Source organism: Cribrihabitans neustonicus (genome assembly GCF_048820895.1).
GTDB classification, from domain to species: Bacteria; Pseudomonadota; Alphaproteobacteria; order Rhodobacterales; family Rhodobacteraceae; genus Cribrihabitans_A; species Cribrihabitans_A neustonicus.
On record NZ_JBMERQ010000001.1, the window covers coordinates 580240 to 604824 of the forward strand.

General features: G+C 63.2%; 23 protein-coding genes. 16 read left to right on the forward strand and 7 right to left on the reverse strand.

Annotated elements, in window-relative coordinates:
• Positions 1-6 precede the first annotated feature (6 nt).
• Positions 7-1110 (forward strand): PQQ-dependent sugar dehydrogenase, encoded by a 1104-nt coding sequence (locus ACOHWE_RS02755; protein WP_420663940.1) that lies wholly within the window; start codon positions 7-9, stop codon positions 1108-1110.
• A gap of 37 nt (positions 1111-1147) precedes the next feature.
• On the opposite strand, the gene ACOHWE_RS02760 is transcribed toward ACOHWE_RS02755, so the two are convergent.
• Positions 1148-2152, reverse strand: a complete 1005-nt coding sequence (locus ACOHWE_RS02760) for a GlxA family transcriptional regulator (RefSeq protein ID WP_420663942.1) — start codon at positions 2150-2152, stop codon at positions 1148-1150.
• A 179-nt stretch (positions 2153-2331) separates the two neighbouring features.
• Here ACOHWE_RS02760 and ACOHWE_RS02765 point away from each other — a divergent pair, with 179 nt between their 5' ends.
• Positions 2332-3702: a class II 3-deoxy-7-phosphoheptulonate synthase gene (locus ACOHWE_RS02765; protein ID WP_420663943.1), complete on the forward strand. Its 1371-nt coding sequence runs from the start codon at positions 2332-2334 to the stop codon at positions 3700-3702.
• Between the two features lie 83 nt (positions 3703-3785).
• Here ACOHWE_RS02765 and ACOHWE_RS02770 read toward each other — a convergent pair whose 3' ends face one another.
• A complete protein-coding gene (locus tag ACOHWE_RS02770) occupies positions 3786-4307 on the reverse strand; it encodes a TetR/AcrR family transcriptional regulator (protein ID WP_420663945.1) in 522 nt (173 codons plus the stop codon).
• 82 nt (positions 4308-4389) lie between these two features.
• Here ACOHWE_RS02770 and ACOHWE_RS02775 point away from each other — a divergent pair, with 82 nt between their 5' ends.
• Entirely contained in the window at positions 4390-5466 is a 1077-nt protein-coding gene (locus tag ACOHWE_RS02775) for an alcohol dehydrogenase family protein (protein ID WP_420663946.1), read from the forward strand.
• Between the two features lie 144 nt (positions 5467-5610).
• On the opposite strand, the gene ACOHWE_RS02780 is transcribed toward ACOHWE_RS02775, so the two are convergent.
• The gene (locus ACOHWE_RS02780; protein ID WP_420663947.1) at positions 5611-6459 is read right to left on the reverse strand and encodes a PAS domain-containing protein; all 849 of its coding nucleotides are present in this window, start codon (positions 6457-6459) and stop codon (positions 5611-5613) included.
• Between the two features lie 239 nt (positions 6460-6698).
• Between ACOHWE_RS02780 and ACOHWE_RS02785 the strand changes: the two genes are divergently transcribed.
• The 10 genes from ACOHWE_RS02785 to phoB all read left to right on the forward strand — a co-directional run bounded on the left by ACOHWE_RS02785 (position 6699) and on the right by phoB (position 16328).
• Positions 6699-7595 carry a YicC/YloC family endoribonuclease gene (locus tag ACOHWE_RS02785; protein WP_420663948.1) on the forward strand — a complete coding sequence of 299 codons (897 nt, stop codon included), beginning with the start codon at positions 6699-6701 and terminating at the stop codon, positions 7593-7595.
• Between the two features lie 13 nt (positions 7596-7608).
• Positions 7609-8250, forward strand: a complete 642-nt coding sequence (gmk, locus tag ACOHWE_RS02790) for a guanylate kinase (RefSeq protein WP_420663949.1) — start codon at positions 7609-7611, stop codon at positions 8248-8250.
• Positions 8247-8768: a gamma carbonic anhydrase family protein gene (locus ACOHWE_RS02795; protein WP_420663951.1), complete on the forward strand. Its 522-nt coding sequence runs from the start codon at positions 8247-8249 to the stop codon at positions 8766-8768. Before gmk ends, ACOHWE_RS02795 begins: the two co-directional genes overlap by 4 nt.
• Before the next feature lie 111 nt (positions 8769-8879).
• A complete protein-coding gene (locus ACOHWE_RS02800; RefSeq protein WP_420663953.1) occupies positions 8880-9920 on the forward strand; it encodes a sensor histidine kinase in 1041 nt (346 codons plus the stop codon).
• Between the two features lie 184 nt (positions 9921-10104).
• Complete coding sequence (locus ACOHWE_RS02805; RefSeq protein ID WP_420663955.1) at positions 10105-11145, forward strand: substrate-binding domain-containing protein; 1041 nt, start codon at positions 10105-10107, stop codon at positions 11143-11145.
• A 111-nt stretch (positions 11146-11256) separates the two neighbouring features.
• Positions 11257-12729: a phosphate ABC transporter permease subunit PstC gene (pstC, locus tag ACOHWE_RS02810; RefSeq protein ID WP_420663956.1), complete on the forward strand. Its 1473-nt coding sequence runs from the start codon at positions 11257-11259 to the stop codon at positions 12727-12729.
• The gene (gene pstA / locus ACOHWE_RS02815; RefSeq protein ID WP_420663958.1) at positions 12729-14096 is read left to right on the forward strand and encodes a phosphate ABC transporter permease PstA; all 1368 of its coding nucleotides are present in this window, start codon (positions 12729-12731) and stop codon (positions 14094-14096) included. Before pstC ends, pstA begins: the two co-directional genes overlap by 1 nt.
• A 14-nt stretch (positions 14097-14110) precedes the next feature.
• Positions 14111-14908 carry a phosphate ABC transporter ATP-binding protein PstB gene (pstB, locus tag ACOHWE_RS02820; RefSeq protein ID WP_420663960.1) on the forward strand — a complete coding sequence of 266 codons (798 nt, stop codon included), beginning with the start codon at positions 14111-14113 and terminating at the stop codon, positions 14906-14908.
• Positions 14909-14924: 16 nt separating this feature from the next.
• On the forward strand, positions 14925-15635 hold the full coding sequence (phoU, locus tag ACOHWE_RS02825) for a phosphate signaling complex protein PhoU (RefSeq protein WP_420663962.1): 711 nt from the start codon (positions 14925-14927) through the stop codon (positions 15633-15635).
• 3 nt (positions 15636-15638) lie between these two features.
• The gene (gene phoB / locus ACOHWE_RS02830; protein ID WP_420663964.1) at positions 15639-16328 is read left to right on the forward strand and encodes a phosphate regulon transcriptional regulator PhoB; all 690 of its coding nucleotides are present in this window, start codon (positions 15639-15641) and stop codon (positions 16326-16328) included.
• 106 nt (positions 16329-16434) lie between these two features.
• Here phoB and ACOHWE_RS02835 read toward each other — a convergent pair whose 3' ends face one another.
• Complete coding sequence (locus tag ACOHWE_RS02835; RefSeq protein ID WP_420663966.1) at positions 16435-17346, reverse strand: LysR family transcriptional regulator; 912 nt, start codon at positions 17344-17346, stop codon at positions 16435-16437.
• 96 nt (positions 17347-17442) lie between these two features.
• On the opposite strand from ACOHWE_RS02835, the gene ACOHWE_RS02840 reads away from it, so the two are divergent.
• Positions 17443-18663 carry an acyl-CoA dehydrogenase gene (locus ACOHWE_RS02840; RefSeq protein ID WP_420663968.1) on the forward strand — a complete coding sequence of 407 codons (1221 nt, stop codon included), beginning with the start codon at positions 17443-17445 and terminating at the stop codon, positions 18661-18663.
• Positions 18664-19326: 663 nt separating this feature from the next.
• On the opposite strand, the gene ACOHWE_RS02845 is transcribed toward ACOHWE_RS02840, so the two are convergent.
• The 3 genes from ACOHWE_RS02845 to ACOHWE_RS02855 all read right to left on the reverse strand — a co-directional run bounded on the left by ACOHWE_RS02845 (position 19327) and on the right by ACOHWE_RS02855 (position 22570).
• The gene (locus ACOHWE_RS02845; protein WP_420663970.1) at positions 19327-20190 is read right to left on the reverse strand and encodes an acyl-CoA thioesterase; all 864 of its coding nucleotides are present in this window, start codon (positions 20188-20190) and stop codon (positions 19327-19329) included.
• A 34-nt stretch (positions 20191-20224) separates the two neighbouring features.
• Positions 20225-21436, reverse strand: coding sequence for a serine hydrolase domain-containing protein (locus ACOHWE_RS02850; RefSeq protein ID WP_420663972.1), 1212 nt, complete (start codon positions 21434-21436; stop codon positions 20225-20227).
• 105 nt (positions 21437-21541) lie between these two features.
• Positions 21542-22570, reverse strand: coding sequence for a phosphotransferase family protein (locus ACOHWE_RS02855; protein ID WP_420663974.1), 1029 nt, complete (start codon positions 22568-22570; stop codon positions 21542-21544).
• 595 nt (positions 22571-23165) lie between these two features.
• Between ACOHWE_RS02855 and aroQ the strand changes: the two genes are divergently transcribed.
• Complete coding sequence (gene aroQ, locus ACOHWE_RS02860; protein ID WP_420663976.1) at positions 23166-23615, forward strand: type II 3-dehydroquinate dehydratase; 450 nt, start codon at positions 23166-23168, stop codon at positions 23613-23615.
• Entirely contained in the window at positions 23612-24379 is a 768-nt protein-coding gene (locus ACOHWE_RS02865) for a helix-turn-helix transcriptional regulator (RefSeq protein ID WP_420663978.1), read from the forward strand. Before aroQ ends, ACOHWE_RS02865 begins: the two co-directional genes overlap by 4 nt.
• Positions 24380-24585 lie beyond the last annotated feature (206 nt).

The window sequence follows — 24585 nt, forward strand, 5'->3', positions numbered from 1 at the left end:
ACTTTCATGGTACGGACACTCCTCTTCCTGACGCTTGCCGTGCTGCTGGGGCCGCTGATGCGCCCTGCAATGGCCGAAACGCTTCCCAGCAGCATGGGCGAACTGCGTCTCACCCGCATGGCTGAAGGGCTGGATGTGCCCTGGGGCTTCGACTTCCTGCCCGACGGCGGTGTCCTGGTCACCGAGCGGCGAGGACGGCTTTACTACCTTCGGGACGGGCAGAAGCGGCGTGTCGAAGGGGTGCCGGCGGTGGCGGCGGAGGGCCAGGGCGGGCTGCTGGACGTGATGGTGCCGCGCGACTTTGCCCGCTCGCGGGAAGTGTTCCTTACTCTCTCCCGCCGCCAGGGCCGCGGCGCAGGCACCGCAGTCGCCAAGGGCCGGCTCGACCCGAGCAACGGCCGCCTTGATGGCGTTCGGGTCATCTTCGAGGCTGCTCCGGGCGCCCGCGGCGGGCGCCACTTCGGCTCCCGCATCATCGAAGCGCCAGACGGAACGGTATTTGTCTCCCTCGGCGAGCGCGGCGACCGCTCCAGCGCACAGAACCTGCGGCTGCATCAGGGCTCCATCGTCCGCATCAACCGGGACGGCTCAATTCCGTCCGATAACCCTTTCATCAAAAATCAGAATGCCCGGCCCGAGATCTGGTCTTACGGCCATCGCAACCCGCAGGGAATGGGGCTGGATCTGAAGGGGCGGCTGTGGATCTCGGAGCATGGCGCGCGCGGCGGCGACGAGGTGAACCTGATTGTGAAGGGCGCAAACTATGGCTGGCCGGTGATTTCCTACGGGCGCCATTACTCCGGCGCCAAGATCGGCGAGGGCGTCGCGAAGGAAGGCATGCAGCAGCCGGAGTGGTACTGGGACCCCTCCATCGCGCCCTCCGGCCTGATGGTCTATTCAGGGGCGCTCTGGCCGGAGTGGCGAGGTGATATTTTCGTGGGCTCGCTGAAGTTCAACTACATATCGCGCCTGGAAGGCACGCCCTTGAAGGAACGCGAGCGGCTGCAGAGCCCCGAAACCGGCCGCATCCGTGCGGTGAAGGAAGCGCCTGACGGCAGCATCTGGTTCGCCTCGGAAACCGAGGGGGCGCTGTTCCGGATCTCGCGCTGAGGCGCCGCCCGGCACGGAGCGCTTCCTGCCAGGCCTCTTAGGCCTTGTGCGTCGCCGCTTTACTGCCGCGCTCGCGGTAGGGAGTGGTGTCGTAATGCGCCCGGTAGCACTTGGAGAAATGCGAGGGTGACGCAAAACCGCAGGCGAGCGCCACGTTGATCACGCTCATGTCAGTTTGCATCAGGAGGTTGCGCGCTTTCTGCAGCCGTAACTCCATATAGTAACGCTTGGGCGAACGGTTCAGATAGCGGCGGAACAGGCGCTCCAGCTGGCGGGTAGACATACCGACATCCTGGGCCAGCACCGAGGGGCTGATCGGCTCTTCAATATTGGCTTCCATCATCTGGATAACCATAGACAATTTTGGATGTCTCACGCCGATGCGCGTGGGGATGGACAGCCGCTGAACGTCCTGGTCGGTGCGGATCGAGGAATAGATCAGCTGGTCCGCCACTGCATTGGCCAGTTCCTCACCGTGGTCATTGGCAATCAGCTTCAGCATCAGGTCGATAGAGGAGGTGCCGCCTGCGGTCGACAGCCGGTTGCCGTCGACCACAAACACCGACTTGGTCAGGTTCACCTCTTCGAACTCCTCGGCAAAGCTGTCGGCGTTTTCCCAGTGGATGGTGGCGCGCTTACCGTCCAGCAGCCCGGCTTTTGCCAGCGTGTAGGCCGCGGTGCACAGGCCGCCAACCATCAGCCCCTTGCGGGCCTCACGCCGCAGCCAGGCCAGCAGCTTCTTTGTGGTGGCCTCCTGCACCGCAATGCCGGAACAGACCAAGACGACATCGTCGCGCTGCAGCTCGCTGAGGTCGCCATCTACCGAAAATGTCGTGCCGGCCGAGCAGGTTACCGTCTCTCCGCCTTCACCCGCCAGCGTCCAGGTGTAGATTTCGCGACCGGCCATGCGGTTGGCAATGCGCAGGCATTCAACGGCAGAGGCAAATGACAGCATGGTGAACTTGTCGAGCAGCACAAAAACGAACCGTTTCGGCTGGCCGGCGGCAATGCTGGAAGTGGCAGGCTTGCGTTGCGTCGGCATGGCAGGCGTCCTTCAAAATGCAGTCGCACCGCGGGAGTGATCCGCGGATGTTCAGAAACCGTGTTCACAGCTTGGACGCCGGGTCAAGTAGGGCGGATTCTAAACTGGCCAGCCCAGCTGCTATTTTGTATAGAACACTCCAATTATTCCAGAAATATCCCATAGGCGGAGACAAGGTCATGAGCGAATGGCAAAAATCGGACTGGCGCAGCAAGCCGCGGGTGCAGATGCCGGAGTATACCGATGCGGCAGCGCTGCAGGCGGTTGAGGCTCAGCTGTCCAAATATCCGCCTCTGGTCTTCGCTGGCGAAGCCCGCCGGCTGAAGCAGCACCTCGCTGCCGCGGGGCGCGGCGAAGCCTTTCTGCTGCAGGGTGGCGACTGCGCCGAGAGTTTCGACCAGTTCAGTGCCGACGGCATCCGCGACACCTTCAAGGTGATGCTGCAAATGGCGATGGTGCTGACCTATGGCGCCAAGGTGCCGGTTGTGAAGGTCGGCCGCATGGCGGGCCAGTTCGCCAAGCCGCGCAGCGCGCCAACCGAGACCGTAGGCGGCGTCGAGCTGCCGAGCTACCGCGGTGACATCATCAACGACCTCGCCTTCAGCGAAGGCGCGCGCCGCCCCGATCCCGCACGCATGCTGCAGGCCTACACCCAGGCCGCGGCCACTGTGAACCTGCTGCGCGCCTTCTCCACCGGCGGTTACGCAGATGTGCATCAGGTGCATGCCTGGACCCTTGGCTTCACCGAAAGCGAGAAGGCCGAAGCCTACCGCGAGATGGCCAACCGCATCACCGACACGCTCGACTTCATGCAGGCAGCCGGCGTCAATAGCGATACCGCGCACACCCTGCATACGGTAGAGTTCTACACCAGCCATGAAGGCCTGCTTCTGGAATACGAAGAGGCACTGACACGGCTTGATTCCACCTCCGGCAAATGGCTGGCTGGTTCCGGCCACATGCTGTGGATCGGCGACCGTACCCGGCAGCCCGATGGCGCCCATGTGGAGTTCTGCCGCGGCGTGCTGAACCCGATCGGCCTGAAATGCGGGCCCACCACCACGGCCGAGGATCTGAAGGTGCTGATGGCCAAGCTGAACCCTGACAACGAGGAGGGTAAGCTCACCCTGATCGCGCGGTTCGGCGCCGGCAAGGCCGGCGAGCATTTGCCGCGACTCGTCAAGGCGGTGAAGGAAGAGGGCGCCAACGTGACCTGGGTGTGCGACCCGATGCATGGCAATACAATCAAGTCCTCCACCGGGTACAAAACCCGCCCCTTCGACTCTGTGCTGCGCGAGGTGCGCGACTTCTTCGCGGTGCATACCGCCGAGGGCACCACGCCGGGCGGTGTGCACTTCGAGATGACTGGCCAGGACGTGACCGAATGCACCGGCGGCGTGCGCGCGGTGACCGAGGAGGACCTCTCGGACCGCTACCACACTGCCTGCGACCCGCGCCTTAACGCCAGCCAGTCGCTGGAACTGGCCTTCCTGGTGGCCGAGGAGCTCTCTACATTGCGCCAGTCCCAGCAGCCGCGCCAGACCGGCTGAGCCGCGGCGGGGCGGCAGCAAGAAAAAAACGGGCCGCAGCTTCTCGTAAGGGGGCTGCGGCCTTTGTTTGTTCGGTATTCCGGTCAGCTTGCGGCCTGCAATACCTCCGCCAGCCGCTTGGCGCTTTCTACTGAAGCCCCTTTGTGCAGCGGCCAGCTCTGGGTGAGCCCTTCGAGGATGAGCAGCAGCTCGATCTCGCGCCCTGCAAGCCCGGCGGCCGCAGCCGCCGTTGTGGCGACTTCCGCCTTGTGGCGCCGCAGCAGTTGGCGCAGGACACCGTCGCCCGGAGCGGCGGCGACAGCAGCATGGAACAGGCAGCCGTGCGCGGCTTCCCGCGCCATCCAGTCGCCCACCCGTTCGATCAGCACCGGAAGCGCCGCTTTAGCATCCTCCGGCAACTCATTGAAAACATGCTCAAGATACCGCTGGTGGCGATGCACCAGCGCGGCCTGAACCATATCCGCGCGAGATGGCGTGTATTTGTAGAGCGTGCGCAGGCTGACTCCTGCGGCATCACGGAGATCTTCGACGCTTGGTTCCGCGAAACCGCGTGCTGCGAAGGCCTGCTCGAGCCCGGCGGCAATTTTCTTCTTGGTGTCACTCATTCTTGACCCTGTAGAATGATCCCTCTACCAACACAAGTAGAGGAACCATTCTACCACGCGACCTGTGAGGAAAGGGGAGAATATGACATTGCCAGAAACCATGTGCGGTGTGGTGCTGACCGGGCACGGCGGGCTCGACAAGCTTGCATGGCGGGAGGATCTGCTGGTGCCGTCGCCCGCACCCGGAGAAGTTCTTATCCGCGTCGGCGCCACGGCAGTGAACAACACAGACGTGAACACGCGCATCGGCTGGTACTCAAAAAGCGTGCGCGGCGACACGGCTTCGGGTGCTGCGGCCGGGTATGACAGGGAAGCCGAAGACGGCAGTTGGTCCGGCGCCGCGCTGCGCTTCCCGCTGATCCAAGGCGCCGATTGCTGCGGCGAGATCGTCTCGGTGGGCGAGGCCGTGCCGGAAAGCCGTATCGGTGAACGGGTTCTGGTCCGGCCCATGCACCGGCCCGCAGGGGCCGAGGACGACTACCAGCTTGTAACATTCGGTTCCGAGCGCAACGGCGGTTTTTGCGAATACACCACCGCGCAGTCGAAGGATGCAATTGCGGTGAAATCCAATCTGTCGGACGTGGAATTAGCCTCTTTTCCCTGCGCCTTTTCAACTGCGGAAGGCATGATCCAGCGCAGCGGCCTTGGCGCGGGGCGGGTGCTGATTACCGGCGCCTCCGGCGGTGTGGGTTCGGCCGCGATCCAGCTCGCCAAGCGGCGCGGCGCCCATGTCACTGCGCTTACATCGCCTGGCAAAGAAGAAGCGCTCAAGACACTCGGCGCTGACAGCGTGCTTGACCGCGACGGCCTGCTGCCCGAGCACAGCTTCGATGTGGTGCTCGACCTCGTGGGCGGGCCGCGCTGGGAAGAGCTGATCGGCGCGCTGCGAAACGGCGGTTGCTACGTGACTTCCGGGGCTATTGCCGGGCCGATCGTGGAGCTGGACCTGCGCACGCTTTACCTGCGCGACCTGTCGCTGCTTGGCAGCACCTACCAGCCGGACAGCGTCTTCACCGATCTGGTCAGCTATATCGAGGCGGGGGAAATCCGTCCGGCCCTGGCCAGGACATATCCGCTGAAGGAGATCAGGGCCGCGCAGGAGGCATTCCTAGACAAATCTCACGTGGGCAAGATAGGCCTGTGCGTGCTGCATGCTTGAATAGACCCATTCAAACCCCTGCCACATAATAAAAAAAACGCCCCCGGAGTTCTGTCTCGGGGGCGCCAAGTTTCAAGAGCTATGACCTTAGCCTTGAGTTTCGAAAATCCGTATGTGCGGTCCGCCCCGGGCGGGCGGTGCGGCTTAGTCGCGGCTGACCACCAGCCGCAGGTGTCCGCCGCGCTTGGCAGTGTCGCCCTCGGGCTTTGCTGCCGCTGTATCCTTGCCGGAGTTCCTGCCGGTGGTGCGGTCGAGAAGCGCGCGGGCCTCCTCCAGGATCGAACGTTCCGGCGCGAAGCGCGCCTGGGTTTCGGCAAATCCCGGGTTCGGGCTGTTTACGTCCCCTGGTTTCGCGGCTACGTCGGACGCTGGCAGCGGTGTGGTTCCTGCACGCGGTTTGGCCTTGAATTCCGGCGTTCCTTCGGCTTTGCCGATACTGCGCATCTCGATCGAGGAGATCGAGAACCGCTGCGAGCTGCCAGCGGTATAGTCATCGGCCACCAGCACCCCCAGTGCCCGGCTGATGTCGCCAAGGTCGCTGCGCAGCGGCAGCAGCAGCATGTGAGCGGGCCGCGAAGCGGTGCGGCGCGGGGTTTCGATCTGCAGCGACAGCTCCACGATGGCGGGCGTGTCGAACATGTGCTCCATTGCCGAGCTGAGCTGCTTGCGGGCATCGGTGGTGAAGAAAGCGGTAATTGGCATGCCGCGCACTTCCATGCCCGCCAGCTCGTTCACGTTTGAGCCCGCAAGGCGGAACCGCGAGATGCCCGGCGCGATGCGTTCAAGGATGAAAGTCTGGCTCAGGATGTTTTCCAGCCCGCGCGGATCGATCTGCGAGCGGCAGGGCACGTCGTCGCCCCGGCGCAGGGCGGTCCAGTAGGCCTCGGCCTGGCGCAGCGGCGACAGCGACCCGCGATGACGGAAGCGGTCCATCGAAACAACCTTTTCTTGACCCGTGGTCTTGCCCGTGGTGGTGCGGCCGCCAAAAATCATGTCCGTTCCCTCGTCTCTTCCGGGATTTACTCGGCCTGTCAGCAGCTTGCCTCTGCTTAACGAATAATGCCGGAATGGTTACCCTGGAGTTAATATGACACAATCTTACTAAACTTTGGACTACTTCCTTAATCAATGGTTAACGAATTGGGCAGTGGCCTCCATCCGTTTGATCTTGCGCGCTATACTTTTGAGACAGTAGAGCAGGGCAGACCCCTGCCAACAGAAAGCACCGCCTTATGACGATCCGCAGCATGACCGCCTTCGCCTCCGCCCAGGGCAGCTCCGGGGCGCATTCCTGGACCTGGGAAATCCGATCGGTGAACGCCAAGGGGCTGGATCTGCGCCTGCGGGTGCCCGACTGGCTGGAGGGGCTGGAGGCCCATATCCGCGCATATCTGGGTAAGACGCTGGCACGCGGCAATGTCTCGCTCACCCTGCGCGTCAGCCGCAGCGAGGAAAGCGCTGCGCAGCTGCAGGTGAACCGTGCCGCGCTCGACTCGGTGATGGCCGCGCTGGCTGAGGTAAAGGCGGCGGCGGACCGCAGCCACGTCGCGGTGCATCCCGCCTCCGCGGCCGAGATCCTTGCCATCCGCGGGGTTGCAGAACAGGCCTCGGGCGAAGATGACCCGGCTCCTCTGGTCGCGGTTCTGAGCAAGGAACTGGAAACCCTTGTGTCGGAATTCGTGCAAATGCGTGAAACCGAGGGCGCGGCGCTGGCCCTGTTGCTGCAGGAGCGGCTGGACGGGATCGCGACGCAGGCCAAGGAAGCGGGGATCCGCGCGGATGCCCGTAAGGACAAGGCGGCTGAGGCGCTGAAGGCAAACCTCGCCCGGGTGCTGGACAACAGTGAAGGAGCCGATCCGGACCGCGTTGCGCAGGAACTCGCGCTGATCGCGGTCAAGGCTGACGTGAGCGAGGAGCTGGACCGGCTTGGGGCTCATGTCGAAGCGGCGCGCGGGCTGCTGTCCAAGGGCGGCGCGGTGGGGCGCAAGCTGGATTTTCTGATGCAGGAGTTCAACCGCGAGGCAAATACGCTCTGCTCCAAATCGCAGGACAGCCGCCTGACTGAAATCGGGCTGGAACTCAAGACCCTGATCGACCAGATGCGCGAGCAGGTGCAGAACATTGAATGAAGGAGAGAACGCCATGGCAAACCGGCGCGGACTGCTGATCATCCTCTCGTCGCCCTCGGGCGCGGGCAAATCCACGCTGGCGCGGCGGCTGATGGCCTGGGACCCTGGGCTGAAGTTCTCGGTCTCTGCCACCACCCGCGCGCCGCGCCCGGGCGAAGAGCACGGGCGCGAGTACTACTTCATGAGCGAGGACGCCTTCAAACAGCAGGTTGCCAAGGGTGAGATGCTGGAGCACGCCCATGTCTTCGGCCATTTTTACGGCTCCCCTGCGGGGCCGGTGAGGGACACCATCGAGGCGGGGCAGGACGTGCTGTTTGACGTAGACTGGCAGGGCGAGATCCAAATCCGCAATTCCGACCTCGGCAAGCACGCGCTTTCGATCTTCATTCTGCCGCCCTCGATCAAGGAGCTGCGCCGCCGCCTCGAAACCCGCGCCCAGGACAGCGACGAGGTGATCTCCAAGCGGATGCTGAAGAGCTGGGACGAGATCAGCCACTGGGGCTACTACGACTATGTGCTGGTGAATGACGATCTGGACGAGACCGAAGCGCGCCTGAAAACCATCGTCGAGGCGGAGCGCATGCGCCGCATCCAGCAGCCAGGCCTCCAATCCCATGTGCGCGCCCTGCAAACCGAATTCGAGGAGTTGTCATGACCCTTTATGCCCTTGGCGCTCACACGCCTGATCTGCACCAAGATACCTGGGTTGCACCCGATGCCAACCTGATCGGCCAAGTGGTTCTGGAGGAGGGGGCCTCGGTCTGGTTCGGCTGCACCATCCGCGCCGATCACGAGGAAATCCGCATCTGCGCAGGCGCCAACGTGCAGGAAAACGTGGTGATGCATATCGATGCGGGCTACCCGCTCACCGTGGGCGCGGGCTGCACCATCGGCCACAAGGTGATGCTGCACGGCTGCACCATCGGCGAGAACACCCTGATCGGCATGGGCGCCACCGTTCTGAACGGCGCAAAGATCGGCAGGAACTGCCTGATTGGCGCCGGCGCGCTGATCACGGAGAACAAGGAAATCCCCGACAATTCGCTGGTGATGGGCGCGCCGGGCAAGGTTGTGCGCACGGTGGACGCCGCGCTGGAGGAAAAGCTGCGGCAGAGCGCGCTGCACTACCAGGAAAACATGCGCCGCTTCCGCAGCGGGCTGAAGCCGCTGTAAACGGAGGCGCAGGCGGAGCGGCAGGCGGCCCGGCGGCGGGAGCCTGTCACGCTCCGGTTGCAATCTGTCCTTACACGGGGCGGAACCGGTGAGCCAGCGGCAGGAGGCGCCATGACCAAGCAGTTGATCGACGGCTTTCTGGCCGCGGTGCCGATGCCCGCGGTGATGGTCGACCAGACCGAGCGGTTCATCGCCGCCAATGCCGAGGGCCTCACGTTGCTGGGCGAGAACATCGTCGGGCGTCATTTCGCCACAATCCTGCGCCAGCCCAGCGTCTCTGCCGCGATCGAGACCTGCCTGCGCGAGCGCCAGCCGCTCTCCGCGCGCCATCTGGCCAGCGATGGGGCGCAGGAAACCAGTTTCAACGTTACCCTGCGCTACGTGCCCGGCATTGGCGCGGTGAACGCCGGGGCGGTGCTCGTCTGTTTCGAGGACGTCTCCGAGCGCGAGCAGGCGGGCCAGATGCGCCGCGACTTCGTGGCCAATGTGAGCCACGAGCTGCGCACGCCCCTGACCGCGCTGATCGGCTTCATCGAGACCCTGCGCGGTGCCGCCCGCGACGATGCCGAGGCGCGCGACCGCTTCCTGTCCATCATGGAAGGCGAGGCGGGCCGGATGAACCGGCTGGTGGGGGACCTCTTGTCGCTGAACCGGGTAGAAAGCGAGGAGCGTATGCGCCCCAGGGAGCAGGTCGACCTGCGCGCCCACCTGGCTTCGACGCTGAAATCGCTCGGGCCAGTGGCCAAAGCTGCAAGCTGCACGTTGCATCTGGAAGCGCCGGAGGTACCGGTCACGGTGACGGGCGATCCCGACCAGCTGCAGCAGGTCTTCACCAACCTGGTTGAGAACGCGATCAAATACGGCGGCAGCGAGGTTCGGGTAATCCTTACCGGGCCTGCGCGCGATCCGGGGCTGCGCTGTGCGGCCGCAAGCGTCGCGGTGCAGGATGACGGGCCGGGAATCGACCCGCTGCATCTGCCCCGCCTGACCGAGCGGTTCTACCGCGCCGACAGCCACCGCTCGCGCGAGTTGGGCGGCACCGGGCTGGGCCTTGCGATCGTCAAACATATCGTCAACCGCCACCGCGGCCGCCTGCGGATGGAGAGCACGCCGGGGCAGGGCTCTGTTTTCACGGTAATATTGCCGAAGTGAAAGGGCGGGCGCGGGGTGCCGGGGCGGGTTTGCGCGGTTCATCGTTTGTCACAAAACCCCGGTGCCCTGCCGTCTTTGTCATGAAGCTGTTACACTGGTGTCACAAAAGCCTCATGCCAGGCTTTTAGGAGAGGCGCCAAGGTTACCGGCAGGTGACCGTAAATAGAAACTCAAGGAGACTGAGATGTCCTTTGTGAAACTGACCGCATCCGCATTGGCGATTTCCGCCGTTTCGGCCACCGCTGCCGCCGCCCGTGACCAGGTCCAGGTTGCCGGCTCCTCTACGGTGCTGCCCTATGCGTCGATCGTGGCAGAAGCCTTTGGCGAGAATTTCGACTTCCCGACCCCCGTTGTTGAATCCGGCGGCTCCTCGGCCGGCCTGAAGCGCTTCTGCGAGGGCGTCGGCGAGAACACCATCGACATCGCGAATGCCTCGCGTCAGATCAAGGACTCCGAAATGGCTGCCTGCGCCGAAAACGGCGTGACCGACATCATCGAGGTGCGCATTGGCTATGACGGCATCGTCTTTGCCTCCGACATTGAGGGCAACGCTTACGAGTTCACCCCTTCAGACTGGTTCCTGGCTCTGTCCGACAAGGTGCTGGTAGACGGCGAACTGGCAGACAACCCGAACACCACCTGGGCCGACGTGAACCCGGATTTCCCGGCCACCGACATCCAGGCCTTTATCCCCGGCACCAAACACGGCACCCGCGAAGTCTTCGAGGACAAGGTGATCCTGGCAGGCTGCGAGGAAACCGGTGCGTTTGAAGCCATCATGGAAACCAACGGCGGCGACGAGAAGGCAGCCGAGAAGGCCTGTATCGCACTGCGCACCGACGGCAAATCAGTTGACATTGACGGCGATTACACCGAAACCCTCGCCCGCATCGAATCCAACAAGGATGGCATCGGGGTCTTCGGCCTGGCCTTCTATGAGAACAACACCAACAAGCTGCAGGTTGCGACCATGTCGGGCGTGACCCCCTCGACCGAAACCATCGCCTCCGGCGAATACCCGGTTTCGCGGCCGCTGTTCTTCTACGTGAAGAAGGCCCACATTGGCGTGATCCCGGGGTTGAAGGAATATGCCGAGTTCTTCGTTGCGGACGAAGTCGCAGGTCCTGACGGCCCGCTGGCCGAATACGGCCTGGTCGCGGATCCGGAACTCGCCGAGACCCAGGAAGCCGTCGCCAATGAAACCGTGATGGGCGGCCAATCCTAATCGCCCCGCGGCACTAAGAACCGGGCCGGAGCGGATTTCGATCCGCCCCGGCATTGCTTTTGAGCGGACCCGCGCCGCGCCTATCTCTGCACCCGCCAAACGGAGCCATCCATGCCTATACTCTGGCTTGTCATCCTCTTGCTTGCGCTTGCCGCGGCCGGCTTCATGCTGGGCCGCCGCCGGGCCCTCGCGACAGCCGGGGGCGATGCGAAAGCCCTGCATTCGCTGCCGTCTTACTATGGCTCAAACGTCGCCCTGACCGCGCTGGTGCCCGCGCTGGCGGTGCTCGCGGTGTGGCTGCTGGCGCAGCCCGTCCTTGTCGACAGCCGCGTCTCCGCCATGATCCCGCCGGAGCTGATCCCCGAAAGCGCCAGCCGCGGGCTTGTGATGTCAGACGTGCGCCGCCTGGCCGACGGGCTGGACGTTGCGGTTGAGCGGGGTGTGCTGACCGGCCAGGAGGCACGTGCGCTGGACAGCGCCGAGACCGACATCCGCGCCCGCCTCGGCGAGGTTGGCGTCGCGCTTGGTTCCGAGGTGCGTCCCGAAGTGCTGCGCGCCGCCCAGGCCTACCGCAGCTTTTCCAACACCGGCGCAGTTGCCATGTCGGTGGTGGTCGTGCTGCTCGCGGTTGGAGGATTTGCCGTGGCTTACGGCAAGACCCACAAGGATTTCCGCGCCCGCAACGCGGTGGAGCGGGGCATCCTCGGCTTGCTGATCCTCGCCGCTTCGCTGGCGATCCTGACTACCGTGGGCATCGTGCTTTCGATGCTGTTTGAGACCGGCAACTTCTTCCGGCTGCATTCCTGGACCGACTTCTTCTTTGGCGGCACCTGGTCGCCGAACTTCCGCGGCGGCAGCGAACTGTCGATCCTGCCGCTGCTGTGGGGCACGCTCTACATCTCCTTCATCGCACTGCTGGTGGCGGTGCCGGTGGGGCTGTTTGCCGCCATCTACCTGTCGGAATACGCCTCGGGCGCAGTGCGCGCCGTCGCCAAGCCACTGCTGGAGATCCTCGCGGGCATCCCGACCATCGTTTATGGCTTGTTCGCCTTGCTGACCGTCGGCCCGGCGCTGGCCAACGTCTTCGCCAAGGGCGGTTTGCTGGGCGTCGAGTGGATGTCCGGCGCCACCTCGGTGCTGACCGCGGGGCTGGTGATGGGCATCATGCTGATCCCCTTTGTCTCGTCGCTGTCCGATGACATCATCAATGCGGTACCGCAGGCGCTGCGCGATGGCTCGCTCGGCCTTGGCGCCACCCGCTCGGAGACCGTGCGCCAGGTGGTGCTGCCGGCGGCGCTGCCGGGGATCGTCGGCGCGGTGCTGCTGGCGGCCTCACGCGCGATTGGCGAGACGATGATCGTGGTGATGGGGGCAGGGGCAATCGCCAAGTTCTCGCTCAACCCGCTGGAATCGATGACCACGATCACCACCCGAATCGTCAGCCAGCTGACCGGCGATACCGATTTCGCCAGCCCCGAAACTCTGGTCGCCTTTGCCCTGGGCCTGACTCTTTTTGTCCTGACCCTAGGCCTCAATATCCTGGCGCTCTACATCGTGCGCAAATACCGGGAGCAGTACGAATAATGACCGACTTCAGCCAGAACAGCGGCGGCGCAGAGCCGGCAGAGAGCTCCCGCCACGGCGGCTCGCTGCTGGAACCCACCGACCGCACCCGCAAGCGCAACGCGGCCGAGGCCCGCTTCAAGGCCTATGGCATCGCCGCCATCGCGGTCGGACTGATCATGCTGGTGATCCTGGTCACCAACATTCTTGGCCGCGGACTCGGCGCCTTTCAGCAAACCTTCGTCACGCTGGAGGTGGAGCTGTTGGCGGACAAGCTCGACAAGAAGGGCAACCGCGACATCGAGGACATCAAGAAGGTCACCACCTTCGGCTATTCGCCTATCATCAAGCAGGCGGTGGCCACCAAAGTCGAGGAACTGGGTATTGAGAACGGGCTGAAGGCCAAGGAGCTGACCGGCATTCTCTCCAAGGATGCCGCTGCACAGCTGCGCGACTACGTTCTCGCCAACCCCGATCAGATCGGCGAAACGGTAAAATTCCGCTTTCTCGCTTCCGGCCGGGTCGACGGTTATATGAAGGGCCGGGTGACCCGCGACAGCATCGCCAACGACAAGAGCATTTCCGTAGCCCAGCTCGACCTCGTGGACGCGCTGGCCGAAGCGGGTGTGCTGCAAAAGTCCTTCAACCCCGATTTCATTTTCGGTGCTGATGCCTCCGACGCGCGCCCCGAAGCGGCGGGCATGGGAGTTGCGATGGTGGGTTCGCTGTTCATGATGCTGGTGGTGCTTGTGCTGGCGCTGCCGATCGGCGTTGCGGCCTCGATCTATCTTGAGGAATTTGCGCCGCGGAACTGGATCACCGACCTGATCGAGGTGAACATCTCCAACCTCGCCGCGGTGCCGTCCATCGTTTTCGGCATCCTGGGCCTGGCGGTCTTCATCAACTACATGCATCTGCCGATGTCCGCGCCGCTGGTGGGCGGGCTGGTGCTGACGCTGATGACGCTGCCGACCATCATCATCTCCACCCGCGCGGCGCTGAAGGCGGTGCCGCCGTCGATCCGCGACGCCGCGCTTGGCGTTGGCGCCTCGAAGATGCAGTCAGTGTTCCACCACGTGCTGCCGCTGGCCGCACCCGGAATCCTGACCGGTACCATCATCGGCCTGGCGCAGGCTTTGGGTGAGACCGCGCCGCTGCTCCTGATCGGCATGGTCGGCTTCATCGCTTCCAACGCGCCGGAAAGCCTCTCCGAAGGACTGCTGTCGCCGAACTCCGCCATGCCCGCGCAGATCTACGAGTGGGCCAAACGTGCCGATCCGGCCTTTTACGAACGCGCCTGGGGCGGCATCATTATCCTGCTGGTCTTTTTGGTGACGATGAACACGATCGCGGTGATCCTGCGCCGCCGCTTTGAACGCCGCTGGTAAGAGGGGCAAGAGACATGAACGACATGACCGCGATGGGAAACACCATGGACACCCAAGACATCAAGATCTCCGCCAAGGACGTGAACGTCTATTACGCCGACTCCCATGCCATCAAGGACGTGAGCGTGGAGATCGAGGACAAGACGGTTACCGCCTTCATCGGCCCCTCGGGCTGCGGCAAGTCCACCTTCCTGCGCTGCCTCAACCGGATGAACGACACCATCGACATCTGCCGGGTGAAGGGCGACATCCTGCTCGATGGCGAGGACATCTACGACAAGCGCGTCGACCCGGTCCAGCTGCGCGCCAAGGTCGGCATGGTGTTCCAGAAGCCGAACCCGTTCCCGAAGTCGATCTATGACAACGTGGCTTATGGGCCGCGCATCCACGGCCTGGCCAAGAACAAGGCGGAACTCGATGAAATCGTTGAAAAATCCCTGCGCCGCGGCGCCATCTGGGATGAAGTGAAGGACCGCCTGGACGCGCCCGGCACGGGGCTTTCCGGCGGCCAGCAGCAGCGTCTCTGCATTGCCCGCGCAGTGGCGACCGAGCCGGAAGTGCTCCTGATGGACGAGCCGTGCTCCGCGCTCGACCCGATCGCCACCGCCCAGGTGGAAGAACTGATTGACGAGCTGCGCAGCCGCTACTCGGTGGTGATCGTCACCCACTCGATGCAGCAGGCCGCGCGCGTGAGCCAGAAAACCGCCTTCTTCCACCTTGGCAACCTGGTGGAATTCGGCCCCACCGGGCAGATCTTCACCAACCCCGAAGACCCCCGCACCGAAAGCTACATCACCGGCCGGATCGGCTGAGGCGAAGGAAACAGACATGACCGCACAACATATCGCATCCGCCTTCGACCGCGACCTGGAGGCGATCCAGGCCCGGATCATGAAGATGGGCGGCATGGTCGAAGCCGCGATCAAGGACGCGGCTCAGGCACTGGAGACCCGCGACGAGGAGCTGGCGCTGGCCACGCGCAAGGCCGACAAGGCCATCGACGCGCTGGAAGAACTCATCAACGAGGAAACAGCCCGGCTGATCGCCCTGCGCTCGCCGACCGCGTCCGACCTGCGGCTGGTTCTCTCGGTGATGAAGATCGCGGGCAACCTCGAACGCATCGGCGATTACGCCAAGAACATGGCCAAGCGTACCGGCGTGCTGGTGCAGGGCCCCAATATCTCCGAAGGCGCTGCGGCGCTGCGTCGGATGGCGCGCGAGGTGGAGCGGATGCTGAAGGATGCGCTCGACGCGTACATTCAGCGCGACGCCGAACTCGCCCGCGACGTGATCGCCCGCGACCGCGATGTGGACCAGATGTACAACGCCCTGTTCCGCGAGTTCCTCACTCACATGATGGAAGACCCGCGCAACATCTCTGCCTGCATGCACCTGCATTTCATTGCCAAGAACACCGAGCGGATGGGCGACCACGTGACCTCGATCGCGGAACAGGTGGTCTACCTCGTGACTGGCGAGAAGCCGGAAGAGGACCGCAAGAAGGCTGACACCACCTCGACCACGCCGCAGGAGCTCTGATCGATGGCTGCCGAACAGCCCACTGTTCTGGTGGTCGAGGACGAACCCGCGCAGCGCGAGGTGCTGGCCTACAACCTCGAAGCAGACGGGTTCCGCGTGCTGAAGGCCGCTGATGGTGAGGAAGCGCTGCTGAAGGTAGAGGAAGACCTTCCCGACATCCTGATCCTCGACTGGATGATGCCGCATCTCAGCGGCATCGAGGTCTGCCGCCGGCTGAAAGCGCGCAGCGAGACCCGCAACATCCCCGTGATAATGCTGTCGGCCCGGACCGAGGAAGTGGACAAGGTCCGCGGTCTTGAAACCGGCGCCGACGATTACGTGGTAAAGCCCTATTCGGTCGCCGAGCTGATGGCGCGGGTGCGCACCCAGCTGCGCCGGGTACGGCCATCCACCGTGGGGATGCGGCTGGAGTATGAGGACATCGTGCTCGATTCCGAAACCCACAAGGTCAGCCGCGCCGATCAGCCGCTGAAGCTCGGGCCGACCGAATTCCGCCTGCTCTCCACCTTCATGGAAAAGCCAGGCCGGGTCTGGAGCCGCGAGCAGCTGCTGGACCGGGTCTGGGGACGGGACATTTATGTCGATACGCGGACTGTGGACGTGCATATCGGCCGCTTGCGCAAGGCGCTGACCCAGAACGGCGGCTCCGATCCGGTGCGCACCGTGCGCGGCGCAGGCTACGCGTTGGGATAAGCCTCGGCGGGCCGGGACGCCCGGCCTCGCCGCAGATACGCCAGAGCGGTGCACTGGGGGTGTACAGGCGGTGCACGCATGTCACCCCTCGCAATCTGCGCACCAATCAGCGCGGCAGCGGGTCTTCCGGCTGCGCCTTGCCAGCCAGCCACTCGCGGAACTTTATGAGGGCAGGGGCCTTGGCCTTGGCCTCCGGCCAGACCAGGTAATAGGCGCCCGCGCTCTCCACCGGTTCCGGGTGCAGCGCCACCAGCCGCCCCGTCGCCAGGTCCTGCTCCACCAGGTAATCCGGCATCAAGGCCACGCCCAGCCCATGCAGCGCCGCCTGGGTAATGGTTGCGAATTGATCATAGAAAGTGCCGCTTGGATCGGTGCTGAGCGCAACGCCCTGGCCCTCGAACCACTCCCGCCAGGCCTTGGGCCGGGTCTGGATGTGCAAGAGCGGCAGCTTCAGGAGGTTTGCAGGCGCGCCAAGGACGTGCCCCTCCAGCAAGACAGGCGCGCAGACCGGCAAAAGCTGTTCGTGCTTGAGCAGCAGCGCCTCCGTCCCAGGCCACTCTGAATTCCCGTAATGTATCGCCGCATCAAAGGGTTCCACAGAAAAATTGAACGGTTCCAGCCGGGTCGACATGTTGATGGTCACGTCCGGGTGCAGCCGCGCGAACTCCGGCAGCCGCGGCATCAGCCAGCGCATCCCGAAGGCCGGCAGGATGGCGAGGTTCAGCGTCCCGGCCAGCGGCTCGGCCTGCAAACGCAGGGTGGACTGGACGATTTGATGCAGCGCCTGCCGGATCTCCGCGGCATAGTCGCGGGCCGCCGGGCTCAGGCCTAGCCGCTTGCCGTCCCGTTGCACCAGATCCTGGCCCAATTGCCGCTCCAGTGTCTGAATTTGACGGCTTACGGCTCCTTGCGTAAGCGACAGCTCCGCCGCCGCGGCCGACGCGCTGCCAAGCCGGTCCAGCGCCTCCAGCGCCCGGAGGGAGGAAATTGACGGAAGAAATCTGCGGGGCGCCACCATATATGAGTGAATGTCATACTTGTTTGCAAAAGTCTCGCTGTTTTTCGCGTTTACCTCCCGTTAGGGTCCGGCCAAGCAATTCTGGAGGACAACACCATGAGCGACAAACCTGCACTGCGCGCCAAGGACGCGCCCGACCTTGGCCGCTTCACCTGGGATGACCCGCTGCGGCTCGATGACCAACTTAGCGAAGACGAGCGTATGATCGCCGCTTCGGCGCGTGCCTACGCCCAGGAAAAGCTGCAGCCGCGCGTTCTAAGTGCTTATGAAAACGAAGAAACCGATCCGGAGATCTTCCGCGAGATGGGCGAAATGGGCCTCCTGGGCACCACTATCCCGGAGCAATACGGCGGACTTGGCGGCGGCTATGTCTCCTACGGCCTCGTCGCCCGTGAGGTGGAGCGCGTCGACAGCGGCTACCGCTCGATGATGTCGGTGCAAAGCTCGCTGGTGATGTATCCGATCTACGCATACGGCAGCGAAGAGCAGCGCATGAAATACCTGCCGAAGCTGGCGTCTGGCGAATGGATCGGCTGCTTCGGCCTGACCGAGCCGGATGCCGGCTCCGACCCCGCGGGCATGAAGACGCGTGCGGAAAAAACTGAAGGCGGGTATAAACTTACCGGCTCCAAAATGTGGATCTCCAACGCGCCGATCGCGGATGTCTTCGTGGTCTGGGCCAAATCTGAAGCGCACGGCGGTAAGATCCGCGGCTTCGTGCTCGACAAGGGGCTGAAGGGCCTCAGCGCGCCGAAGATCCAGAACAAGGCGTCGCTGCGTGCCTCCATCACTGGTGAAATCGTGATGGACGGCGTCGAAGTTGGCGAGGACGCGCTTCTGCCGCATGTGGAAGGTCTGAAAGGCCCGTTCGGCTGCCTCAACCGGGCCCGTTACGGCATCAGCTGGGGCGCGATGGGCGCAGCCGAGGCCTGCTGGCACGCTGCCCGCCAATATGGGCTCGACCGCAGCCAGTTTGGCCGACCGCTGGCCAACACCCAGTTGTTCCAGTTGAAACTGGCCAATATGCAGACCGAAATCACCCTTGGACTGCAGGCATCTCTTCGGGTCGGGCGCCTGATGGACGAGGCTAACGCCGCGCCGGAGATGATCTCCATCGTCAAGCGCAACAACTGCGGCAAGGCGCTGGAAATCGCCCGCATGGCGCGTGACATGCATGGTGGCAACGGCATCAGCCTGGAGTTCAACGTGATCCGCCACATGGTGAACCTGGAGACGGTGAACACCTATGAAGGCACGCACGACGTGCACGCGCTCATCCTTGGCCGGGCTCAGACTGGGCTGCAGGCATTCTTCTGATCGGTGCCCTGCGGCGCGGGCGACGACCTGCGCCGCATTTTCGCAAAATGACCACGCAATACCGCAAATCGCGTTCGCTCTGGAAAATCTGCAAATTTCCAACCAAATGAGAGCGCTCGACGGCCTCCAGATAAGGTTAACATTCCGCATCCGCCGGCGGGATTTTCCTTTTGGACTTAGATACTTGAATATCCGTTGGTTAACAGGCGTCGAACATTTTGCGCTTCTTCAGCAGGTCGGGAAATGCTCCGGACACGGCAGCATGGAAAATGCAAAGGCAGCCGAAGGCAGGCATGCAATGGCCTGTAGAGGGAATAATGCAAAGGTGAGAGCAACATGGCGTCAGCCTCCGACTGTAAAATGCACCGCTGCAAGGTCTGTATTGCAATTATGCCCGCCAGTTTGCGCAAGGCGAGCGCTGCTATCCGCAGCAGGGATTGGCAAATCTGTCCGTATTAACAGTATGTTACCGTAAGCTAAGTGGCGAGTTCAACCGTGAACTAGCGTTGGGCCACGTTTGTTCATCGGGTTTTATTCATCGGGTACCGCAGGGCACCATTTTTGAAACTTCGCAAAGTCCTGTAATCCGTATTATGTTGATAGACGGTCTTTGCGATGCATCCAAACGTCGGTAAGCCGTTTAAGATCCCGCGGCCCTGCGGATCAGCGTTTCAGAGGCCGCATCAGCCCTTCCTGCGCAACGCTGGCGACCAGACGGCCGTCTTCGCTATAGACGGCGCCCCGGTTGAAGCCGCGGCCGCCACCGGCAAAGGGTGACTCCATTGTATAGAGGTGCCAGTTTCCGAAGTTCACCGGCGCATGAAACCAGATCGCGTGGTCAAGGCTCGCTGTCATCTGCCGCGGTTTGTGGAACGTCAGCCCGTGCGGCCGCAAGGCCGAGCCCAAAAGACCGAAGTCCGAAGCATAAGCCATCAGCACGTGCTGCAGCTTGGGATTTGCGCCCTTGGCGGCCTCCATCCGGATCCACATGTGGTTGACGTCGCTCGCGGCCTCCGGATCCAGCGGGTCGCGCGGCGCGACTTCACGGATCTCGAACGGGCGCGGCCGAGTGAATTCCGCGCGCTTGGATGCCTCCACCCGGTGCGCGTTCTGCTGCAGGAGCTCATGGCGCGAGACCAGGCTGTCCGGCGGCGGCACGTCCGGCATGCCGCGCTGATGCTCCCAGCCGTCTTCTGGCGCGTGGAACGAAGCTGCAAGGTTTAGGATCTGCTTGCCGTTCTGCATCGCCACGACACGCCGCGTGGTGAAGCTGCCGCCGTCGCGGGCCGGATCGACCTCGTAGATCACCGGCCGCGCCGGGTCGCCGGGACGGATGAAGTAGGCATGCAGCGAATGGCACGGGCGGTCCGGCACGGTTTCGTAAGCGGCGGTCAGCGCCTGCGCGATGACCTGTCCGCCGTAGATGCGGGTTGGCGTTTCGCCGCCCGATCCCTGTCCGCGGTAGAGGTTGGCATCGAGCTCCTCGAGATCCAGGAGATCCAGGAGGTTTTTTGCAGTATCAACCATTTACCGGCCTTCCGTAATGTGATTGGCGTGGAGATTACTCCGTCAGCGCGCCATGCACCAGCGCCTTCAGCTCGGGGCGCGCAGGGTAGCTGCTCGAGGGTGCGAGCTGGGTCAGGAAGACAACCGAGAGGTCCAGCGCCCGGTCGACCCAGAAGAAGGTCGAGGCCATGCCGCCCCAGCTGAAATCGCCAACCGAGCCGGGGCAGCGCGCACGGGCCGGGTTCAGGACCACGGCGCCGCCGAGACCGAATCCCATGCCCTCCATCGGCTGCTCCGCAAAGCTCTGCGGGCCCATGGCTGCGATCTCACCAGGCAAATGGTTCTGCATCATGAAATCGACAGTCCCAGGGCTAAGAATATGGCCGCCGTCGCAGGCGCCCCGGCAGCGCAGCATCTCAGCAAATCGCATGTAGTCGCCGATGGTGCCGGTCAGCCCGCCGCCACCGGAATGCAAAGTGGCGTATTCAAACGGCGAGCCGCCGGGAGCATCGGCCAGCCGCAGCCGGGTGCCGCCAAGCCCGGCGCTGTTGAGCGCCATCGCATCCCCGGCCAGCGGCGTATAGAGAGACGCGAAGCGGTCGCCGGTGCCTGGCGCCACACGGAAGGCGGTCTCATGCATCCCCAGCGGCTCCAGGATTTCGGACTGGAAGAACTGCGCAAGCGGCTTGCCGGAGACCACCTCGACCACCCGGCCGATCACGTCGATGGAGACGGAATACTCCCAGCGCTTGCCGGGCTGGAACGCGAGCGGCAGATCGGCGAGGCGCCGGGTCATCGTGGACAGTTTGCCTTGGTCGGGTTTGAACAGAAGGTCCTGCTCCGCCATTGCTTCCGGCAGAACGCCGGGGTTGAACGGGTAGCTCAGGCCGGAGGTGTGGGTCAGCAGCTCGTGCAGCGTCGGGCTGCGGCTCGGTTCGGTCTGGTCGATGCATGCGGCACCCGCCACCAGTGCCCGCATATCAGAAAATTCCGGCAGGAACGCGCTCAGCGGTGCATCAAGATGCAAAAGCCCGCGTTCAACCAGCATCATCAAGGCCACAGAGGTCACTGGTTTAGTCATCGAGTAGAGCCGGACTACTGTATCGCGGGTGAACGGCAGATCCCGTTCAATATTCCGGAGGCCTGCCGTGTCGAAATAGCACTCCGCCCCGCGGCGGTGGATCAGCAAGGCGCTGCCTGCAAATTTCCCATCATCCACATAGCGTTGCTGCCATGCCTTGATGTGCTGCACCCGGTTATTGTCCATCTCTCGCCCCTGCTCGCTCGGCCGCGTATTGCCATCATGCGCCGGCGGCGGCCGCGGGTCGAGGGGAATGCGCGAGCTGGTAATGTGCATTGCGAGCCAAACCGCTCATTCGCTGAGCGCCTGTAAGCCCTGGCGCGCAAACTCCGGCACATAAGTCCCGAGGCGGAGAGCCTGTTCCGGATTGGAAGCGGCGCCGTCCAGCGCCCGCTTGCGCACCCCTTGCAGGATCGCGGCCATGCGGAAGAAGCTGAAGCCGAGGCAATAGCCGAATTGATCCACGCCCGGCAGGCCGCGGCGGCGGCAGTAGGCGTCGATGAACGCGGCATCTTCCGGCAGGCCAAGCGCGGCGCGCTCGAGCCCGGCAAGGCCCCTGCCCTCCGGCCCTGGCGGCATACGCCATTGCATAATGACGGCAGCTAAATCGGCGTATGGATGGCCGATGGTCGACAGCTCCCAATCCAGGAGCGCGCGGCAGGACGGGCCATCCGCGGCAAAGATCATGTTGTCGATGCGGAAGTCGCCATGCACAAGCCCGCGCTGGCCGTCCTGCGGAGCCCTTTCGCGCTCCAGCGCGGCGATCAGCTCCTCCATTTCCGGGATGCTGCCGGTTTCGCTCGCGCGGTACTGCCCGGTCCAGCGGCTCAGCTGACGTTGGAAGTAGTCTCCCGGCGGGCCGTAATCCGCCAGGTCAACGGTCTCGGCGTCCACGTCGTGCAACGCGGCGAGCACCCGGTTCATTTCGTCCGTGATCGCTGCCCGTTCTTCCGGGCTCGCTTCAGGGAGCGATGGGTCGAGGAAGCTGCGCCCGGCGATATGCTCCATCACGTAGAAGTCCGAGCCCAGCACGCTTTCGTCCTCGCACAAGAGATGCATCCGGGCGACGGGCACCGCACTGCCGGCCAGCGCACGCTGCACGCGAAACTCACGGTCGATCGCATGGGCCGATTTCAGAAGTACCCCTGGCGGCTTGCGGCGCAGCACGTAGTTTCCGGCTTGGGTCAGGAGCAGGAAAGTGGGATTCGACTGACCGGTTGCGAACTTCCGGGCCTCAACCGGGCCGTCAAACCCTGGCAGGCGGCCTCTCAGATAGGCGGACACTGCCTCCAGATCGAGGGTTTGGGTCGTGGCCGTCATGTCTCCTCCCGCGCTCTCCGCCTTGTTTTCCCGCAGGCTGGCATGCCGTGGCGGTTGAAGCAATGGCCGCGCCAGCCAGGCAACACGACGTCACGAGCGCGGCAAGGACCGCCCGCAAAATTGACAAATTTAAAAGCAGCTCAACGGACATGTCCGATATTGTGGACGCGCACTGGAATGCAATTTCAAGGGCTGTGCGATCCGAACCTTCCGACAGCAATTTCGCAATCCGGCCGTAAAAAATATATCTCATTTAATGACGGGGAAATCGCGCCGCTTCCCGGCAAATTGCCCACAAGTCTTGCAAGGCAATCGAGCCAAGACCGTGCCCCGTGTAATGCAAGACCCGAAGATCCGTTGCATTCTGGATGCATTTTCAGAAAGCCGGTTGCTGGCCAACAGCTGCTCCCTGCCCCCAAGCGGCGTTCCGGCTCTGCCTGACCGGCGGCTGAAGGCATCCCTAGTGAGGCAAGAGCCTTATACGCGTGGGAAGAAAGGATGCTTCTAGCCGCGCAACGGCTAAAATTCCCCCTTAGCCCTTTACCCGGAAATGGCGTAGAACAATAGAAAGAAGAACGAAAAGGAAATACCCCCGATGCACAGTATCATGGTTTTGAACGGGCCGAACTTGAACCTGCTGGGCACCCGCCAGCCAGAGGTCTACGGAACGGAAACCCTGGCCATGGTGGAGGACGCCTGCACCGCCCATGCCAGCAAGCTGGGGCTGCACGCCGTTTGCGTTCAATCCAATCACGAGGGCGCTCTGATCGATGCCATTCACGCCGCGAAGGGTGTGCATGCCGGCATCATCCTGAATGCCGGCGCCTATACCCATACGTCCATTGCCTTGATGGACGCTCTGATCTCTGTCGAGATTCCTGCGGTGGAAGTGCATCTGTCCAACATTCACGCGCGCGAAAGCTTCCGCCATCAGTCCTATATCGCGAAGGCCGCGCTTGGGCAGATTTGCGGATTCGGCTCCTACGGTTACCTGCTGGCACTGGATGCGCTGGCAGCGCACTTACGGGGCCGGACGCCTGCATGAAAGTCACGGAATACCTGAACTTTCTTTGCGGCGTGAACAGCCTTGAGGCGCTGTGGAAAGCCCATGTGCGCCAAATGAGCAGCTATGGCTTCGACCGCCTGCTGTACGGCTACACCCGCTACAAGACCGATACTTCCCTGGGCGATCCCGAAGATTTCGTGATCCTGAGCAATCACACGCCCGAGTACCTCACGGGATACCTCCATGAGGGCCTTTACTCTGATGCACCTATGCTAAGGTGGGCCTTGGAAAATGAAGGCGCCAGCAGCTGGCTGAGAGCTCAGGAGCTGGCCTCCAGCGGCGCCCTTCCACCCGAGGCAAAGCGCGTCTGTGACTTCAATGAGCGGATGAACATCACCGCCGGCTACACGATAAGCTTTCCCAGCGTGTCGACGCGGCACAAGGGCGCGATTGCCCTGGCTGCCGCAGGCGGAACTACTCAGGCGGATGCCGATGCAATCTGGCAGCGGCACGGCCACGATATCGAACTGATGAACAATGTCGCGCACCTGAAGATCCTCACCCTGCCCTATGCGCCTCCGAACCGCACACTCACCAGGCGCCAGCGCGAAGTGCTGCAATGGGTCGGCGACGGAAAGACAACGCAGGACATTGCCATGCTGATGGGGCTGACCTCCGCGACGGTTGAAAAGCACCTGCGCCTCGCGCGTGAAGCGCTGGCAGTAGAGACTACGGCGCAGGCAGTATTAAAGGCCGCAATGCACAACCAGATGTATATTGTGGAACCGTCAAGCCTTCCCTGAATTGCAAGCGTTAAGTGTCCGAAAACAGGTAAGGAATTCACTACTACCTTCTTCGTACCAAAGCCTGCATTCTACACGTGTTCCGTGAGTGGTGGCTTTAGCCTGGGAACTATTGGTTGTGACCCCCTGCGATTTCAGGGCTCTCACTGCTGTCCGGGTGCCGACGTGTATTGATCCACGCCGGCATCCGTTATTCGGAGGAGTCT

Coding starts and splice junctions, on each gene's coding strand:
- ACOHWE_RS02755 (WP_420663940.1), top strand. CDS start 7: ATGGTACGGACACTCCTCTTCCTGACGCTTGCCGTGCTGCTGGGGCCG.
- ACOHWE_RS02760 (WP_420663942.1), bottom strand. CDS start 2,152: ATGCCGACGCAACGCAAGCCTGCCACTTCCAGCATTGCCGCCGGCCAG.
- ACOHWE_RS02765 (WP_420663943.1), top strand. CDS start 2,332: ATGAGCGAATGGCAAAAATCGGACTGGCGCAGCAAGCCGCGGGTGCAG.
- ACOHWE_RS02770 (WP_420663945.1), bottom strand. CDS start 4,307: ATGAGTGACACCAAGAAGAAAATTGCCGCCGGGCTCGAGCAGGCCTTC.
- ACOHWE_RS02775 (WP_420663946.1), top strand. CDS start 4,390: ATGACATTGCCAGAAACCATGTGCGGTGTGGTGCTGACCGGGCACGGC.
- ACOHWE_RS02780 (WP_420663947.1), bottom strand. CDS start 6,459: ATGATTTTTGGCGGCCGCACCACCACGGGCAAGACCACGGGTCAAGAA.
- ACOHWE_RS02785 (WP_420663948.1), top strand. CDS start 6,699: ATGACGATCCGCAGCATGACCGCCTTCGCCTCCGCCCAGGGCAGCTCC.
- gmk (WP_420663949.1), top strand. CDS start 7,609: ATGGCAAACCGGCGCGGACTGCTGATCATCCTCTCGTCGCCCTCGGGC.
- ACOHWE_RS02795 (WP_420663951.1), top strand. CDS start 8,247: ATGACCCTTTATGCCCTTGGCGCTCACACGCCTGATCTGCACCAAGAT.
- ACOHWE_RS02800 (WP_420663953.1), top strand. CDS start 8,880: ATGACCAAGCAGTTGATCGACGGCTTTCTGGCCGCGGTGCCGATGCCC.
- ACOHWE_RS02805 (WP_420663955.1), top strand. CDS start 10,105: ATGTCCTTTGTGAAACTGACCGCATCCGCATTGGCGATTTCCGCCGTT.
- pstC (WP_420663956.1), top strand. CDS start 11,257: ATGCCTATACTCTGGCTTGTCATCCTCTTGCTTGCGCTTGCCGCGGCC.
- pstA (WP_420663958.1), top strand. CDS start 12,729: ATGACCGACTTCAGCCAGAACAGCGGCGGCGCAGAGCCGGCAGAGAGC.
- pstB (WP_420663960.1), top strand. CDS start 14,111: ATGAACGACATGACCGCGATGGGAAACACCATGGACACCCAAGACATC.
- phoU (WP_420663962.1), top strand. CDS start 14,925: ATGACCGCACAACATATCGCATCCGCCTTCGACCGCGACCTGGAGGCG.
- phoB (WP_420663964.1), top strand. CDS start 15,639: ATGGCTGCCGAACAGCCCACTGTTCTGGTGGTCGAGGACGAACCCGCG.
- ACOHWE_RS02835 (WP_420663966.1), bottom strand. CDS start 17,346: ATGGTGGCGCCCCGCAGATTTCTTCCGTCAATTTCCTCCCTCCGGGCG.
- ACOHWE_RS02840 (WP_420663968.1), top strand. CDS start 17,443: ATGAGCGACAAACCTGCACTGCGCGCCAAGGACGCGCCCGACCTTGGC.
- ACOHWE_RS02845 (WP_420663970.1), bottom strand. CDS start 20,190: ATGGTTGATACTGCAAAAAACCTCCTGGATCTCCTGGATCTCGAGGAG.
- ACOHWE_RS02850 (WP_420663972.1), bottom strand. CDS start 21,436: ATGGACAATAACCGGGTGCAGCACATCAAGGCATGGCAGCAACGCTAT.
- ACOHWE_RS02855 (WP_420663974.1), bottom strand. CDS start 22,570: ATGACGGCCACGACCCAAACCCTCGATCTGGAGGCAGTGTCCGCCTAT.
- aroQ (WP_420663976.1), top strand. CDS start 23,166: ATGCACAGTATCATGGTTTTGAACGGGCCGAACTTGAACCTGCTGGGC.
- ACOHWE_RS02865 (WP_420663978.1), top strand. CDS start 23,612: ATGAAAGTCACGGAATACCTGAACTTTCTTTGCGGCGTGAACAGCCTT.